Origin of the sequence: Leucobacter sp. NPDC058333 (genome assembly GCF_042726155.1) — a bacterium.
Classification (GTDB): domain Bacteria; phylum Actinomycetota; class Actinomycetes; order Actinomycetales; family Microbacteriaceae; genus Leucobacter.
In genome coordinates, this window is record NZ_JBHXHV010000001.1 from 525,025 (window position 1) to 539,215 (window position 14,191).

General features: G+C 68.9%; 12 protein-coding genes. 7 read left to right on the top strand and 5 right to left on the bottom strand.

The window, feature by feature from the left end:
• Positions 1–81: 81 nt before the first annotated feature.
• Complete coding sequence (locus ACFWHR_RS02365; protein WP_382446663.1) at positions 82–1,254, bottom strand: helix-turn-helix domain-containing protein; 1,173 nt, start codon at positions 1,252–1,254, stop codon at positions 82–84.
• A 158-nt stretch (positions 1,255–1,412) separates the two neighbouring features.
• Between ACFWHR_RS02365 and ACFWHR_RS02370 the strand changes: the two genes are divergently transcribed.
• The 4 genes from ACFWHR_RS02370 to ACFWHR_RS02385 all read left to right on the top strand — a co-directional run bounded on the left by ACFWHR_RS02370 (position 1,413) and on the right by ACFWHR_RS02385 (position 7,513).
• Positions 1,413–2,744, top strand: coding sequence for an MFS transporter (locus ACFWHR_RS02370; RefSeq protein WP_382446664.1), 1,332 nt, complete (start codon positions 1,413–1,415; stop codon positions 2,742–2,744).
• A 92-nt stretch (positions 2,745–2,836) separates the two neighbouring features.
• A complete protein-coding gene (locus tag ACFWHR_RS02375; RefSeq protein WP_382446665.1) occupies positions 2,837–4,519 on the top strand; it encodes a thiamine pyrophosphate-dependent enzyme in 1,683 nt (560 codons plus the stop codon).
• Between the two features lie 10 nt (positions 4,520–4,529).
• Positions 4,530–6,179 (top strand): amidohydrolase, encoded by a 1,650-nt coding sequence (locus tag ACFWHR_RS02380; protein WP_382446666.1) that lies wholly within the window; start codon positions 4,530–4,532, stop codon positions 6,177–6,179.
• Between the two features lie 50 nt (positions 6,180–6,229).
• Entirely contained in the window at positions 6,230–7,513 is a 1,284-nt protein-coding gene (locus ACFWHR_RS02385) for a M20 family metallo-hydrolase (RefSeq protein ID WP_382446667.1), read from the top strand.
• Between the two features lie 145 nt (positions 7,514–7,658).
• Here the strand turns inward: ACFWHR_RS02385 and ACFWHR_RS02390 are convergent, their stop codons facing one another.
• Positions 7,659–8,978 carry a D-alanyl-D-alanine carboxypeptidase family protein gene (locus ACFWHR_RS02390; RefSeq protein WP_382446668.1) on the bottom strand — a complete coding sequence of 440 codons (1,320 nt, stop codon included), beginning with the start codon at positions 8,976–8,978 and terminating at the stop codon, positions 7,659–7,661.
• A 159-nt stretch (positions 8,979–9,137) separates the two neighbouring features.
• Here ACFWHR_RS02390 and ACFWHR_RS02395 point away from each other — a divergent pair, with 159 nt between their 5' ends.
• The 3 genes from ACFWHR_RS02395 to ACFWHR_RS02405 all read left to right on the top strand — a co-directional run bounded on the left by ACFWHR_RS02395 (position 9,138) and on the right by ACFWHR_RS02405 (position 12,381).
• On the top strand, positions 9,138–10,310 hold the full coding sequence (locus ACFWHR_RS02395; RefSeq protein WP_382446669.1) for an acetyl-CoA C-acyltransferase: 1,173 nt from the start codon (positions 9,138–9,140) through the stop codon (positions 10,308–10,310).
• 34 nt (positions 10,311–10,344) lie between these two features.
• A complete protein-coding gene (locus ACFWHR_RS02400; protein ID WP_382446670.1) occupies positions 10,345–11,202 on the top strand; it encodes an ROK family protein in 858 nt (285 codons plus the stop codon).
• A gap of 63 nt (positions 11,203–11,265) precedes the next feature.
• Complete coding sequence (locus ACFWHR_RS02405) at positions 11,266–12,381, top strand: FUSC family protein (protein ID WP_382446671.1); 1,116 nt, start codon at positions 11,266–11,268, stop codon at positions 12,379–12,381.
• Between the two features lie 19 nt (positions 12,382–12,400).
• Here the strand turns inward: ACFWHR_RS02405 and ACFWHR_RS02410 are convergent, their stop codons facing one another.
• From ACFWHR_RS02410 to ACFWHR_RS02420, 3 genes are all read right to left on the bottom strand, one after another.
• Positions 12,401–12,778, bottom strand: coding sequence for a ribbon-helix-helix protein, CopG family (locus tag ACFWHR_RS02410; protein WP_382446672.1), 378 nt, complete (start codon positions 12,776–12,778; stop codon positions 12,401–12,403).
• Positions 12,779–13,160: 382 nt separating this feature from the next.
• On the bottom strand, positions 13,161–13,622 hold the full coding sequence (locus ACFWHR_RS02415) for a DUF3237 domain-containing protein (protein ID WP_382446673.1): 462 nt from the start codon (positions 13,620–13,622) through the stop codon (positions 13,161–13,163).
• Positions 13,597–14,184, bottom strand: coding sequence for a MarR family winged helix-turn-helix transcriptional regulator (locus ACFWHR_RS02420; RefSeq protein ID WP_382446674.1), 588 nt, complete (start codon positions 14,182–14,184; stop codon positions 13,597–13,599). The genes ACFWHR_RS02415 and ACFWHR_RS02420 overlap by 26 nt, the downstream gene beginning before the upstream one ends.
• Positions 14,185–14,191 lie beyond the last annotated feature (7 nt).

Sequence of the window (14,191 nt, forward strand, 5' to 3'; positions counted from 1 at the left end):
GCAAGCGATCTGCGTTCGGCAAGCTCGTTTGCCCGACGCGGAGGTTGCAGAACGCAGATCGCTTGCAGAACGCGAGCGACGCTACGCCCAGCCCACGACGAGTCGTGCCGCCTCCGCCGGGATGAGCGGATCGACGCCCGTGAGGTCGGCGAAGCGGCGTAGCCGGTTCGCGAGGGTATTGCGGTGGCAGTAGAGCGCCTCGGCCGACGCTCCGACGCTGCCAGTCTGCAGGTAGCTGCGGGCAGCCTCTTCGAGGCGGGCGCGTTCGGCGGGCGTGCACCGCGCGAGCGCATCGTGGACATCGGCGAGGATCGGGTTGCCCGAGTCGAGCAGGCCGCGCGCGGCCAGCCGCGCCCAGCCGCGGCTCCACGGCATCGCCCCGGTTTCGTCGGCGGTGAACACGTGCGCGAGCGCGCCGGCGGTTGCGGCGGCCTGGCGCAGATCGGCGACGCCGTGCTGGGCGACGGTCGCGCCCACTCGCAGCGCGCGCGCCTGCGCGCCGATCTCGGCGAGGCGCGATCCGCGGAGCGCCCCCTGCCGCATGAACGCAATCAGCGTGTCGCCGAGATGGTGCGTGAACACGCGTCCGCCGGCCCGTTCAAGCCCCGAGATGTGCACCCGCAGCGCCGCGATGTCGTCACCGACGGCCGCAACGACCGTGAGCGGCGGATTGTCTGTGAGTTCGAGCTCGCTCGCGAGCGCCCGCAGCCGCTCGGGCGCGGGCTGCACGTCGTGGAAGAACGCGGCGATGAGACCCTGCCGCACCGACGCCTGCTCCTCGTTCATGCGCTGCAGCTCCGCGACATACGCCGCCTCGGTCTGGTGCACGTAATCATCGACGATGCGCATCACGATGTTCGTGTGCCGCACGATGAGTTCCGCGTCATCGGCGGTCGCCGCGCGCGTCAGCGCCTCCCACAGCACCGTGAAGTCGTGGCGAATGGCGGTCATGAGCGAGGTCAGCGGCACCCCGGCGCGCGCTCGCGAGACGCCGACATCGGTGGCGACGGCCACCGGCTCTGAGAAGCCACCGGCCTGCATCCCCTCGATGAGCGATACGAACGACAGCGTGCCCGTGCGCCGCAGCTCGGACACCGGAATCGGAGCGGGGGAGTACCCGGGAACCGACACCACGCGGTCGAGAAAGCGATCGGTGAGTGATTCGGGATCGAGCGTTGCGAGCAGTTCGAGCCAGCGCTCGCGGTCGGCCGCTGTCGGCGTATCGCTGAGCGCATCGGTCGGGCGGGCATCCATGCGCCCAGTGTATGTGCATATGCACTGGAACCGGCTCCCGATCGGGGGCGAATGGGCACTCCAAATGGGCGGATTCCCTGCGAGGATCGAATACCGGCGCCCACGCAAACGTGCGTGAGCCGCACTCACGGATCCCGCATCCTCGACGGAGAGAACGCATGAGCGAGACAACGCACACGGCATCGATTGAATACGGTGCCACGCAAGAACTGAGCATCAAGGACGCGAACAAGGTCGCGCTCGGTGCCCTGATCGGCACCGCACTCGAGTGGTACGACTTCTTCCTGTTCAGCGCAGCCGCCGCACTGGTCTTCAACGTCCAGTACTTCACGAGCGAGAACGCGACGGCCGCGGCGCTCGCGTCGTTCGCCACGTTCGGCGTGGGTCTCGCGGCCCGCCCCATTGGCGGTATCATCTTCGGCCGCATGGGCGATCGGATCGGGCGCCGCAAGGTACTGATGATCACGATCGTCGGTATCGGCCTCGTCACGGGTCTCATCGGCCTGTTGCCCACGTTCGCCGCGATCGGCGTCGCAGCGCCCATCCTGCTCGTGCTGCTGCGCGTGCTGCAGGGCCTGTTCGTCGGCGGCGAGTGGTCAGGCGCCATGACCCTCGTGGTCGAGAACGCGCCGCTCCACCTGCGTGCGCGCTACGCCGCGATTCCGCAGATCGGTTCGCCGATCGGCACGATCCTCTCCTCCGGCGGATTCTTCGTCATGACGCTCATCCTGACGCAGGAGAGCTTTAACTCGTGGGGCTGGCGCATCCCGTTCTTGATTGCCTTCCCGCTGCTGCTCATCGCGATCTACATCCGTTCGAAGCTCGAAGAGTCACCGGTCTTCCGTCAGCTCGAAGAAGCGGGTCAGATCGATAAGACCCCCGTTGCGAGCACGTTCAAGCACAGCTGGCGCCAGATCATCATCGGCATGGCGGCCGCGCTGCTCGGCGTCGGCGGCTTCTACCTCGTCACTGCGTTCTGCGTCTACTACGGCGTGAACGTGCTCGGTTACGACTCGTCGCTGATGCTGCTCGGCAGCATGGTCGCCGCAGTCGTCGAGATCTTCGTGCTGCTCTGGGGCGGGGCGCTCGGCGCGAAGTACGGTGCGAGCAAGGTTATTCTGTGGGGCGGCATCATCTCGGCGGTCGTCGCTATCCCGGTGTTCCTGATGCTCACCTCGGGGAGCCCCGTGCTCGTTGTGCTGTCGATGACGCTCGCCGTGGCCGCGCTGTCGCTGCCGTACGCAGCGTCTGGCACCGTGCTCACCGGCCTGTTCCCGGCGAAGACTCGCTACACCGGCGTCGGCCTCGCGCAGAACGCAGCCGGCATGCTCTCGGGTTTCATCCCGCTGCTCGCAACCGGTTTCGTCGCGGCGGCCGCCGATCACTGGTGGCCCGCGGCAGCGATGCTGATCTTCTTGAGCCTGTTCTCGGCGTTCGCCGGAGCAGTCGCGCCGCGCCTCAGCGTGAATCTGCCCGGGTTTAAGCACTAATCAAGCGGGCCGGTGCGGATCCCGATGGCAGCGGATCCGTACCGGCCTCTTCGTTCTCGTTTTGCAGCAGTATCCCGGAAGGATCGCACCACATGCCTCAGTCGGCCGGCCATCTCATCGTTCGCACGCTCGAGGCACACGGGGTGCAGCGCGTCTACGCCGTACCCGGTGAGAGCTACCTCGACGTGCTCGACGGCCTCCACGATTCGACCATCGAGACCGTCGTCTGCAGGCAAGAGGGCGGTGCCGGATTCATGGCGCTCGCCGAGGGTCGCCTGACGGGGGTGCCCGGCATCGCGATGGTGACCCGCGGGCCGGGCGCCGCGAACGCCATGATCGCGATTCACACGGCGTGGCAGGATGCGACGGCAATGGTGCTCTTCGTCGGGCTGATTCCCGTCGCGGATCGAGAGCGCGATTCGTTCCAGGAGTTCAGTCTCACCGGCTGGTTCGGGTCGACGGCAAAGCGCGTCATGACCATCGACGACGCGGATCGCGCGGGCGAACTCGTTGCCGAAGCCATGCGCATCGCGGCCGCGGGGCGACCCGGCCCCGTGGTGATCGGCCTGCCAGAAGACGTGCTCGTCGAGCTCACGGCAGCGGCACCGAGCGCCCCGATCGCAGTGCCGAACCCGCAGCCCTCGGTAGGCGAGGTCGCCGCGCTGACCGAGCGCCTCGCCCGCGCCGAGCGCCCCGCGTTCGTCGTCGGTGGCGACGGCTGGCAGGGCGGCGAGGGCCAGGCGGTGCTCGACTTTGCCGAGGCGGCCGGCGTCCCGTTGTTCACGGACTGGCGCGCCTACGATGCAGTGCCCCACTCGGGTGCGGCCTGGGCTGGCTGGCTGGGGTATGGCCGCGCCGACGCGGTCGCAGACGGCTACGCTGCGGCAGACCTCGTGATCTTCGTGGGGTGCGGCCGATCCGACGTGATGAGCGACGGCTACCGCCTCGGCTTTGAGGCCGAAACCGTGCTCGTGTCGGTCGACCCCGAAGCGACAATGCACGCCGGTCGCCTCGACCAGCACCTGCTCGCGACCCCGGTGGCGTTCGCCGGTGCGCTCGCGGACATCGACACTGCGACAGCTCGGGGCGCGCGCGACGACGCCTGGATGCTCGCTCGCTCGGAAGCACAGGCGCGATTCGCCGCCCACCGACCCGACGCATCGGTACCCGGCGTCGCGGGAGCCTCAGGCATTCCCGCCGACACCCTGGAGCCCGGCGTTGATCTCGGCATCGCCTTCGGGGAGCTCGACGACCGGCTCGCGGGCAACGCCGTGCTCACGTTTGGCGCGGGCAACGCGACCATCTGGGCGCACCGCTTCGTCAGACACCTCACCCCTGCGAGCCTCGTCGGCGCTCGCAACGGCGCGATGGGCCTCGCGGTTCCCGCGGCAGTCGCCGCGTCGCTCGCCTTCCCGGAGCGCCGCGCGGTCGCCGTCTGCGGCGATGGTGACTTCATGATGAACGGGCAAGAGCTCGCCACGGCCGTCGCGCACGGCGGCAAGCCGCTGATGATCGTCGTCGACAACGGCATCTACGGCACGATCGTGCAGCACCAGGAGCGCCACTACCCGGGACGCCCCTCGGGCACCCGCATGGCGAACCCCGACTTCGCCGAGTGGATGCGGGCATTTGGCGGGCACGGCGAGCGCGTCGAACGCACCCAGGATTTCGCGGCGGCGCTCGACCGCGCGCTCGCCGCCGACGCTCCCGCACTGATTCACGTGCTCATCGCCGACAGCGTGATGCCGCCCGCTTCATCTGAAATCGCAGCCTGAGGAATACGCCATGAAACTCGATCTGATCCTCACCGCCCGCGAAATTCTCACGATGGACCCGGCGCGGCCCACGGCAACGGCGGTCGGCGTGCTGCACGGCCGCATCGTCGGCTTCGACGACGAGATCGCCGGGCTCGACGCCGTGACGACGCTCGATTTCGGAAATGCCTGCGTCACTCCAGGGCTCATCGATGCGCACTGTCACACCTCGTGGTGGGGGCTGGGGCTCGCATCGATCGACCTGAGCGTCGTGCGCGGGCTCGACGCCCTGTACGAACAGGTCGCCGCAGAGGTCGCGCGCCTCGATGAGCTCGGCGATCCCGAAGCCTGGGTGCACGGCACCGGATTCAACCAGGCGCACCACGGCGGCGCGTTCCCCGATATCGCCCGGCTCGACGAGATCACGCAGGGCCACCCGCTCTACCTGCGCCACACCTCTGGCCACGCCTCGATCACCAACACCGTGACGCTCGACCTCGTGGGCGCACTCGATGCAGGGTTCGCGAACCCGACGGGCGGCGTCGTCGTGCGCGACGCCGGCGGTGCCCCGACCGGGCTGCTCGAAGAGGCGGCGCAGGGGCTCGTGCAAGCGCTGCTGCTGCCGTACTCGACTGAGCGACTCGTTGAGGCGCTCGACGCCGCGACCTCACGCTACGCCGAGCAGGGCATCACGAGCTTCACCGAGGCGGGTGTCGGCGGCGGTTGGATCGGCCACAGCCCGATCGAGGTCGCGGCTTACCAGGCGGCATCCGAGCGCGGCAAGCTGCACGCCCGCGCGCAGCTCATGCCCGCAATTGACGCGCTGCGCCCGCTCACCGGGCACGCAACCGACTTCGCCCGCGAGGGCGAGGGGGCCGGGCTCGACCTCGGCATTCGCGCCGGGTTCGGCGACGACGCGGTGCGGTTCGGGCACGTGAAGGTGTTTCTCGACGGGTCGCTGCTCGGCGCGACGGCCGCGGTCACCGAGGACTACTGCGGCCACGACCACAACACCGGCTATCTACTCGACGAGCCCGCGGTCTACCGCGAGCGGGCGCTCGGCGCGTACCGCGCTGGCTGGCCGCTCGCGCTGCACGCCATCGGCGACGCCGCGATCGACCTCGCGCTCGACCTCATCGAGGAGGCGCAGGATCGCTACGGCCGCCGAGACACGCCCTGCCGTGTCGAGCACTTCGGCATCGCGAGGCCCGACCAGGTCGAACGCGCGGGGCGGCTCGCGGTCGCGGTCACCCCGCAGGCCGGGTTCATCAGCTCGTTCGGTGCCCAGATGGCGGATCGCGTCGGCCCCGAGCGCGAGTCGTGGTTGTACCGCGGTCGCTCCGTGATCGACGCCGGAGTCATTCTCGCTGGTTCTTCAGACTTGCCGGTCGCCGACAACAACCTGCGGCGCGGCATGCAGGCGGCAGTGGATCGGGTGACCGACACCGGCTCGCTGCTCGCCCCCGATGAGGCGATCACGCCGGAGGAGGCGCTGCGCACGCACACCGAGTGGGCGGCGCGCGCCACGGGTGAGATCGCGAGCAAGGGCACGCTCGAGCGGGGCAAGCTCGCCGACTTCACCGTGTTTTCGGCGTCTCCGCTCACCGCCGATCGCATCGCCGACCTCGATATCGTGGCGACGGTGCTCGGCGGCGAGTTGAGCTACGACGCGCGATCCTGACCCCTGTTTTTTACCCGCTCTCACTCCGCTCTCGCTCGAAGGACGAACCCATGACGCAGCAGCTCGACGACGCCTTCCTCGCCGATTGGGCCGTGCACTCGCGCTTCGGTGCGGTGCCAGGCACGAACGGCGTTGATCGCCAGGCCGCGACCGAGGCCGACGGCGAGCAGCGTGCGTGGTTCGCGGAACTGCTCGAATCGAACGGGTTCACCGTCGTGCGCGACGCCATCGGCAATCAGTTCGGGCTGCTCGAACTCGTGCCGGGTGCGCCGTACGTGCTCACCGGGTCTCACATGGACTCGCAGCCAACGGCCGGGCGCTTCGACGGGGCGTACGGCGTACTGGCGTCGGCGCACGCGTGTGTCCGCGTGGCAGAGGAGCTGCGGGCTGGGCGTGGTTCGGGCGAGAGCGCTGGCGCCGGTGCGGTCGTGAATCTTGCCGTCGTGAACTGGTTCAACGAGGAGGGCTCGCGGTTCAAGCCGTCGATGATGGGCAGCTCGGTGTTCACGGGCAAGCTCGCACTCGCTGACGCGCTCGCGACGACCGATCCGGCGGGCGTGACGGTCGCCGACGCGCTCGACGCGATCGGGGAGCGGGGCGCGGGCGACGTGTTCGGGGGCGATTCGGGCCGCGAGGTGGCCTCGTATGCCGAGGTGCACGTGCAGCAGGGTCGCAGCATGGAGGAGGACGGTGTCACGATCGGACTCGTCAACGCGACCTGGGCGGCCCACAAGTTTGAATTCAAGGTCACCGGTGCGCAGGCGCACAGCGGCTCGACGCTCATGGTCGATCGGCGCGACGCGCTGCTCGGGGCTGCGCGCCTCGTCGTGGCCGCGCGCGAGCTCGTCGACGAGTTCGAGCCCGGCATGCTGCACACCGCCTGCGGCGAGCTGAACGTCTACCCGAACTCGCCCGTGGTGGTGGCGAGCGAGGTGGAGCTGCTGCTCGATCTGCGCTCGCCGAGCGCCGACGTGATCCGGGAGGCGCACGCCGCGCTGCAGCGCACCATCGAGCGGGTGCAGCGCGAGGATCGCGTCGAGATCGCGGTGACGGCTGAGCACAGCTGGGATCAGAATCCGTACCCCGAGGCCGGGGTGGAGCTGGCACGCGAGGTTGCCGAACAGCTGGGGCTTACGCACGACCGCGTGATGACGGTGGCGGGTCACGACTCGACCAACATGAAGGACTCTGTGCCAACAATCATGCTCTTCGTGCCGAGCGTCGCGGGCATCTCGCACAGCCTCGACGAGTTCACGAAGGACGCTGACCTCGTGGCGGGCGTAGACCACCTCACGGGAGTCATCTCCCGCCTGGTCCGAGGTTCCCTCCTCTAACTCGAGCCTTTACCCCCCCTACCTCCCTACCCCCCTTACCCAAGGCGCCCCCCGCTTCTGTCGTCGCAAAGTGTTGCTTCAGGGGCGTGACGGGATCATTTGGGGCGACAGAAGCGCGGGGGTGCGGGGGGGGGGGGGGGGGGGGCTAGTTCCAGACGAAGAGTTCTCTCGGGTGGGTGAGGCGCCAGCCGTAGCTGGGGGCGACGATCGGGGCGTCCGTCACGATGTCGGACTTGGTTGCGTCCTCTGAAGTCGGGCCCGTCGTAGTGAGGGTGGCGACTTGCTCGCCCGCGTCGGAGTCTTCGCCACTGATGGCGAAGTCCTCGCCCGCGGCCGCCCCCAGCGGCGTGATCGTGCGCGTCACTTCCTCGCCCGGGAGCAGCACCGACGTCGCGCCGACACTCGTCACGAGCGGGATCTCGATCCCGTCTGCCGTCGTCGCGGTCCCGACGCGTTCGCCGACCTTCGTAATCGTCACGGTCTGGTAAGCGGCGTCAAGTGCCGAGAAGGTGGCGAGGCTCGAGCTCAGGCGATCCTCGGCCGTGTCTCGCCCCAGCACCACCGAGAGCTGCACGACATCGTGGCCCGGCGCATCGCTCGCGCGGGCGGCCGCAAGGTTGTACCCGGCAGCGCTCGTGCGGCCGGTTTTCGCGCCGACGACCCCGTCGAGCGCCCGAAAGAGCGGGTTCGTGCTCGTGACCGTTCCGATGCCCCACGGCAGGTTCGCCTTCCGCAGGGCGACGATCTCGGCGACGGTCTCATTCTGCAGCGCGAGGCGGGTGAGCCGCAGCACGTCGGCGGGGCTCGCGGCGTTGCGCTCGTCCATGCCGGTCGGCTCAAACAGGGTGAGCGATTCGAGGCCCTCGCGATCCTGCCACTGCTTCACCGCTGCCAGAAACGCCTCGTTATCGCCAAAAACTGAGTAGGCGTAGGCCGCCGCAAAGTCGTTCGCCGACGGAATCAGGGCGAGCTCAAGCATCTCGCGCACGGTGACTTCGGTTCCGATCGGGATCGGAAACGCAACGCCGTCCGCGGCCAGATACGCGTCTTGCCGGGCAGCGTCAGCGGTGGTCCACACGTGCACGGGCCCGTCTGCGCCGGCTTCAACGGGTTGCGCATCGAGCGCGACGAGCACGGTGACGAGTTTCGAGATGCTCGCGATGGGCACCGGGGTGTCTGAGTTCGCCCACACCTCGTCGGCGTGCAGCCAGCCGACTGCTGTTGGTTCGGCCTGCGCATCAACGATTGCCTGCGCCTGCGCGTCATCGCCGGTAATACGGAGCGTCGGCTCGGCGATTGAAACGGTGGGCGACGGCAGGGGCGCGAGGGCGCACGCGGCGGCGTAGGTACCAGCGAGCACGGCGACGAGGCCGACGGTGGTCACACCGAGCACGCGGCCCACGCGCCGACGCCGCTTCGAGGGAGCAACCAGCGCGGGCGGCTGCGACGCCTCGTCTGAGCTCATTCCCCCACACTAGAGGCTCGCCCCTGCACAGTGCCTCAGGCAACGGCTGTGCGCAGTCGTCGCTGCCAAGTCGCCGCGTGTGAGGCAGGATGGGGAGTCTTCCGCCGCACCGCCGCACCAGCGCACCGCCGCATCAGCGCACCACCGAGGAGCCAGTCGATGTCCGCACTCATTGCCGGGTACGCCCGCACGCCGTTCACTCGTTTCACCGGGCAGCTGGCCGCGCAGCCCGCCACCGTGCTCGGCGCGCACGCGGTGCGCGCCGCCCTGCAGCGCGCGGGTGTCTCGCCGGCAGACGTTGACGCCGTGGTTGTCGGCCAGGTGCTGCAGGCCGGTGCGGGGCAGAACCCCGCGCGCCAGACCGCGGTCGGCGCGGGCATCCCGCTTTCGGTTCCGGCGATCACACTGAACGCCGTCTGCCTGTCAGGCGCGGAGGCGGTTTCGCAGGCGGTGCGCTTGATTGCCGCGGGCGAGGCCGACGTCGTGGTCGCCGCGGGCCAGGAGTCCATGTCGCTCGCACCCCACGTGTTGCCGCTGCGCGCTGGCACGAAGTACGGCGACGCCGTGCTCGTCGACACGGTCGATCGCGACGGGCTCTCCGACGCTTTCGACCAGGTCGCGATGGGGGCGCTGACCGAGACCGGTAATGCTCCGCTCGGCTTGACCCGCGAGCAGCAGGACGCCTTCGCCGCCTCATCTCACCAGCGCGCAGCCGCTGGCGCAGATTTTCTCGCGGGTGAGATCGAGCCGTTCACTGTGTCTTCGCGCCGCGGCGACACCGTCGTAGCGAGCGACGATGGCGTGCGCGCCGACACCACGGCCGAGACCCTCGCTGGCCTCCGCCCGGCGTTTGCGAAAGGCGGCACCATCACCGCGGGCAACGCCTCGCAGATCACCGACGGCGCCGCCGCACTCGTGATCGTCAGCGAAGCCGCCGCCGAGCGGCTCGGCCTTTCTCCGCTCGCACGGGTCGAGGCGACCGCGTTCGTGGCGGGCCCCGACACCCACCTGCACTCGCAACCGTCGCACGCCATCGCGGCCGCCCTCGCGAAAACGAGCGGCGTCACCGTCGCCGACCTCGCGGCGGTCGAGATCAACGAGGCGTTCGCGGCCGTCGGCGTGCAGTCGACGCGCGAACTCGGCATCGATCCCGCGATCGTCAACGTGCACGGTGGCGCGATCGCGCTGGGTCACCCGATCGGCGCTTCCGGCGCACGCATCGTCGGGACGCTCGCGCGTCAGCTCGCCGAACACGGCTCAGGGTCCGTGGGCGCCGCGGGCATCTGTGGCGGCGGTGGCCAGGGCAGCGCCGTCGTGCTCCGCGCGCTGTAGCGAGCGCGCGCTCGCGGCCAGTACACTCGCGGCTATGGGTGTGCAGCATGTAGCCATCGGCATTGATGTCGGCGGCACCGGAATCAAGGGCGCCGCGATCGATCTCGCGACCGGCGAGAGAATCACTTCGCGGCACAAGGTGGCGACGCCGGTGGGCGGCGTCCCCGCAGATATCGCGCGCGAGGTCGGTGCGATGACCGATGCGATTCGCGTGGAGATCGCGGATCGCGTCGCCGCTGGCGACGCAAAGGTTGCCGGTGTGGCGGGCATCGCCACTGCCGCTGAGGTCGCCGCGCTGCCGGTCGGTGTCACGCTGCCGGGTGTCGTGCGCAACGGCGTCATGCGCACCGCCGCGAACATTGACCTGAGTTGGATCGGCACGGATGCGCACGCGCTGCTCGCCGCCGCGGTGGCGGCTCCGTGCACGGTCGTGAACGACGCCGACGCCGCGGGTGTCGCCGAGGTCGCGTACGGCGAGGTGAGCGGCCTGCCCGGCGTGACACTCGTGCTGACGTTCGGCACCGGCATCGGTTCGGCGCTCGTCGCTGACGGTGTGCTCGTGCCCAACTTCGAGCTCGGCCACCTCGAACTCGACGGCTTCACGTCGATCGAGCACCACACCTCGGCGAAGGTCATCGAGCGCGAGGGCATCACGCTCGCGGAGTGGGCGGGGCGCGCAGCGCGCTACGTCGCGTACCTCGAGAAGGTCATCAACCCCGATCGCTTCGTGATTGGTGGCAGCATTAGCAAGGCGTCCGACGAGTATCTTCCGTTCGCCGGTGTCGCGGTGCCGGTGTCGCCCGCGCGACTTCGCAATAACGCGGGGATCATCGGCGCGGCGCGGCTTGCGGCTGAGGCGCTAGATCCCGACTCCGCGAACTCCGCGCCCTAACGCGGTCTGCGGCCGCCGCCGAACCTGAAAGAATAGGCGGGGCAAACGCAGACGGGGGTGCAGATGGCTGACGCAGTCGAAGACGGCGAATCGGCGACACCCAAACGCGGCTACTCGGCCGCACCGCCCACCGCGGTGATCAAGGCCGTGCGCAGTCTGTTCGAGATGCCAGCTGGCCCCGGCCCGCGCATCTGGATCGCGCTGCGCGCAGCTCTCTCGATCGGCGTTCCGTTCGGTTTGCTCACCGTGCTCGGCTTCCCGGGAATCGGTCTGCAGACAGCGGCCGGCGCGTTTGTCGCGCTGTTTGCCGCGAGTCAGGCGGCCGCCGAGCGCGCCAAGGTGCTGCCGTTTGTCGCGATCGTGCTCATCGGCTCCGCCGCCCTCGGCGCCGCCCTCTCGCCGTGGCCGATACTGCTCAGCATCGGGCTCGTGGTCGTCGCTGGCGTCACGGCGACGCTCTCGTTCGCGTTTCGGCTCGGCCCGCCCGGCCCGGTGTTTTTCGTGCTGAGCTACGGCCTCGCTGGCAACATCACGGCGGTCGTCGACGGGGAGCGACTGAACCCTCCGCTCGTGCTCATCGCAGCGCTCGTTGGCGGCGCGCTGTTCTCGTACCTGCTCGCCCTCGCGCCGCTCGTGAGCGCGTCTGAGCGTGCGAAACCCGTTCGCCCGCTGAGCGAGTTGCTGCCCGGCCCGTGGCTGGGTCCGGGTGAGCGCCGGCTGATCCTGCGCATTGTCATTGTTGCGGTCATCGGCACGGCAGTCACGGTGCTCTGGATCGATCCGCACCGCGCCTACTGGACGGTGTCGGCTGGTGTGGCCGTCATCGGTCTGAGTGCCGTGCGCCGGCACTCGCTCGCCCGCGGGCTGCACCGCACCGTCGGCACGCTCGTCGGCGCGGCCCTCTATCTCGCGCTGGCACCGCTCGGAGCGAATCCGTTCGTGCTCGTCGCGCTGCTGACATGCCTGCAATTCACTATCGAGCTCGTCGTGGTGCGCAACTACGCGCTGGCGCTCGTGTTCATTACGCCGCTCGTGCTGCTCATTACGGGGGCCGCTTCGGGCGGTGCGAACCTCGCTGCCGCGGCGAGCGAGCGCGTGCTCGACACGCTCATCGGCTCCGTGATCGCAATGGTCACAGCGCTGCTGCACCGCCGCGTCATGAAGGATCGGCCGGAGTAGTTGGCTCGTTGCGTTGAAACTATGCGACGCGGTGTGGCGCCGAGGGGTCAGGCGCTGCCGGCGCCTCATTGAGATACATGGTGAGTGCGTCACGCAAGATTTCGCTGGGTTTGCGATTTTCGGCGGCGGCACGCTGGGCCAGTTGCTCATCGAGGGGAACGGAGAGGCGCACCTGGCGCCGGGGTGAACGGCCACTGCCGACGGTACCGCTGAGTGACGGGCGGCCCGCGCGATGGCGCTCAACTTCTGCGATGTCGGCGGGGTCGAGCTCGAAATCGAAATCGCCTGTGCGCAGCTCATCACGTGTCTGGATCAAAGCATCGGAGGAGACTTCGAAGTCACCGCGTTCATAGCGGGCGACGCGGGCAGTGGGAGTCTCATTTTGCTGAGTGCTCATTGTTATTTCCTTCCCTGTGCGGCTTTAGCGGCGAGAATCTTTCGAATGACATTGGGCCGAGCCTGCATCATGTGGAACACCGAAATCTCTTTTCGGTCCGAGAGGATGTCTGCGAACACTTCAAGCTCAGTACCGTCGAGCGCGGGTCCGATGAAACCCGCAGGGTCTGGGGAACCTGGGATGCGGGTTGGCTCCATGGGGATTGCGCGGAGCCGCCAGCCCTGGATGACCGAGACTGCGTCTAAGCGACCCCACTCGCGTTTGAGGGCACTGGGCTTACAGGTCACTTTCCATTTGTGCCCAGCCATACCCAAATGGTACTACCAAAAGTGAACATTTGGTACTCCCTAATGCGTCGGGTTCGAGCCGACGTGTTGCCGATTCAGGCGAAGCGATACGTTGCGTAGCGCACCGCGGTCGCCGTGCGTTCGGCGACGGCCAGGTAGATCGAACGCTCGAGGTGCGCGAGTGCCGGTGCCGAGGTCTCGATCGTCACGTTCGTGCGGAAGTAGTACTCGGACGGGTCGACCGGCTCGCCCCTGAGTAGCGATTCGAGCACGTGCGGGTCGCCGCTGCGCACCCCGGACGCCTGCAGGTACAGCAGCTCCCCAGCTGGGGTGCGCGCCGAATAGCGGCCGTCGATCTCGATCGAACCGTCGCTGCGCACGACCTGCCAGTCGGCGCCCCCCGGCAAGATGTCAGCTTCGACGGCGCCAGTGATTCGCCCGCCCAAGATGGGGATGATGCGGCGATGCCCCGCGCGCGTGTGGCCGTGGTCTTCAAGCGAACCGAGCGTGACCTCGACGTCGAAGGCGTGCTCAAGTTGCGGGGTGGGAAGCGGCATAATGGGCTCCGTTTTCTGCTGTGGTCGCGGGGTCAGGATCGGCGTCGGCTGTGCCGGGGTCAGCGATCAATGCCGACAGCAGGCGTTCGAGCGCTGGCAGCGCCGCGGCGACCGCCGTCCGGTCAGCGGGGTCGAGTACGCCGAGCGCCGCGCCCAGTATGCGCGCGCTCGCGGCATCGAACGACGCGAAGATCGACCGCGCCCGCGCCGAGGTGGAGACGAGCGCGCGACGACCATCGCTCGGGTCGGGGCGTCGCTCGATGAGGCCTGACCGCTGCATTGAGGCCAGCAGATTGCTGATCGTCGAGCGGTCGAGTCGCAGCTCGTCGGCGAGGTCGCTCGGCGCGCGGCTCTCTCCGGCGGGGAGTGCGCGGATCACCTGAATCTGCGCATCCGGGATGTCGGGGAGATCGTGCGCTGCCCGCGACGCGGTGAGCAGCGCGCGGCGCAGCGGCGACAGGATCCCGGCGAGGCGGGCGGGATCGAGGGCGGGATCGAGGTCGGTGCCGAGGTTGACGTCTAAGTCGAGGTCACTTCGTGGGGAGTCCATCTGCTCACTCATCTCTTCT

Bases quoted from the DNA above. Each gene is read 5' to 3' on its own strand.
- ACFWHR_RS02410 (WP_382446672.1), bottom strand. From the start codon at position 12,778: ATGAGCACTCAGCAAAATGAGACTCCCACTGCCCGCGTCGCCCGCTAT.
- ACFWHR_RS02405 (WP_382446671.1), top strand. From the start codon at position 11,266: ATGGCTGACGCAGTCGAAGACGGCGAATCGGCGACACCCAAACGCGGC.
- ACFWHR_RS02385 (WP_382446667.1), top strand. From the start codon at position 6,230: ATGACGCAGCAGCTCGACGACGCCTTCCTCGCCGATTGGGCCGTGCAC.
- ACFWHR_RS02380 (WP_382446666.1), top strand. From the start codon at position 4,530: ATGAAACTCGATCTGATCCTCACCGCCCGCGAAATTCTCACGATGGAC.
- ACFWHR_RS02395 (WP_382446669.1), top strand. From the start codon at position 9,138: ATGTCCGCACTCATTGCCGGGTACGCCCGCACGCCGTTCACTCGTTTC.
- ACFWHR_RS02420 (WP_382446674.1), bottom strand. From the start codon at position 14,184: ATGAGTGAGCAGATGGACTCCCCACGAAGTGACCTCGACTTAGACGTC.
- ACFWHR_RS02415 (WP_382446673.1), bottom strand. From the start codon at position 13,622: ATGCCGCTTCCCACCCCGCAACTTGAGCACGCCTTCGACGTCGAGGTC.
- ACFWHR_RS02370 (WP_382446664.1), top strand. From the start codon at position 1,413: ATGAGCGAGACAACGCACACGGCATCGATTGAATACGGTGCCACGCAA.
- ACFWHR_RS02375 (WP_382446665.1), top strand. From the start codon at position 2,837: ATGCCTCAGTCGGCCGGCCATCTCATCGTTCGCACGCTCGAGGCACAC.
- ACFWHR_RS02390 (WP_382446668.1), bottom strand. From the start codon at position 8,978: ATGAGCTCAGACGAGGCGTCGCAGCCGCCCGCGCTGGTTGCTCCCTCG.
- ACFWHR_RS02365 (WP_382446663.1), bottom strand. From the start codon at position 1,254: ATGGATGCCCGCCCGACCGATGCGCTCAGCGATACGCCGACAGCGGCC.
- ACFWHR_RS02400 (WP_382446670.1), top strand. From the start codon at position 10,345: ATGGGTGTGCAGCATGTAGCCATCGGCATTGATGTCGGCGGCACCGGA.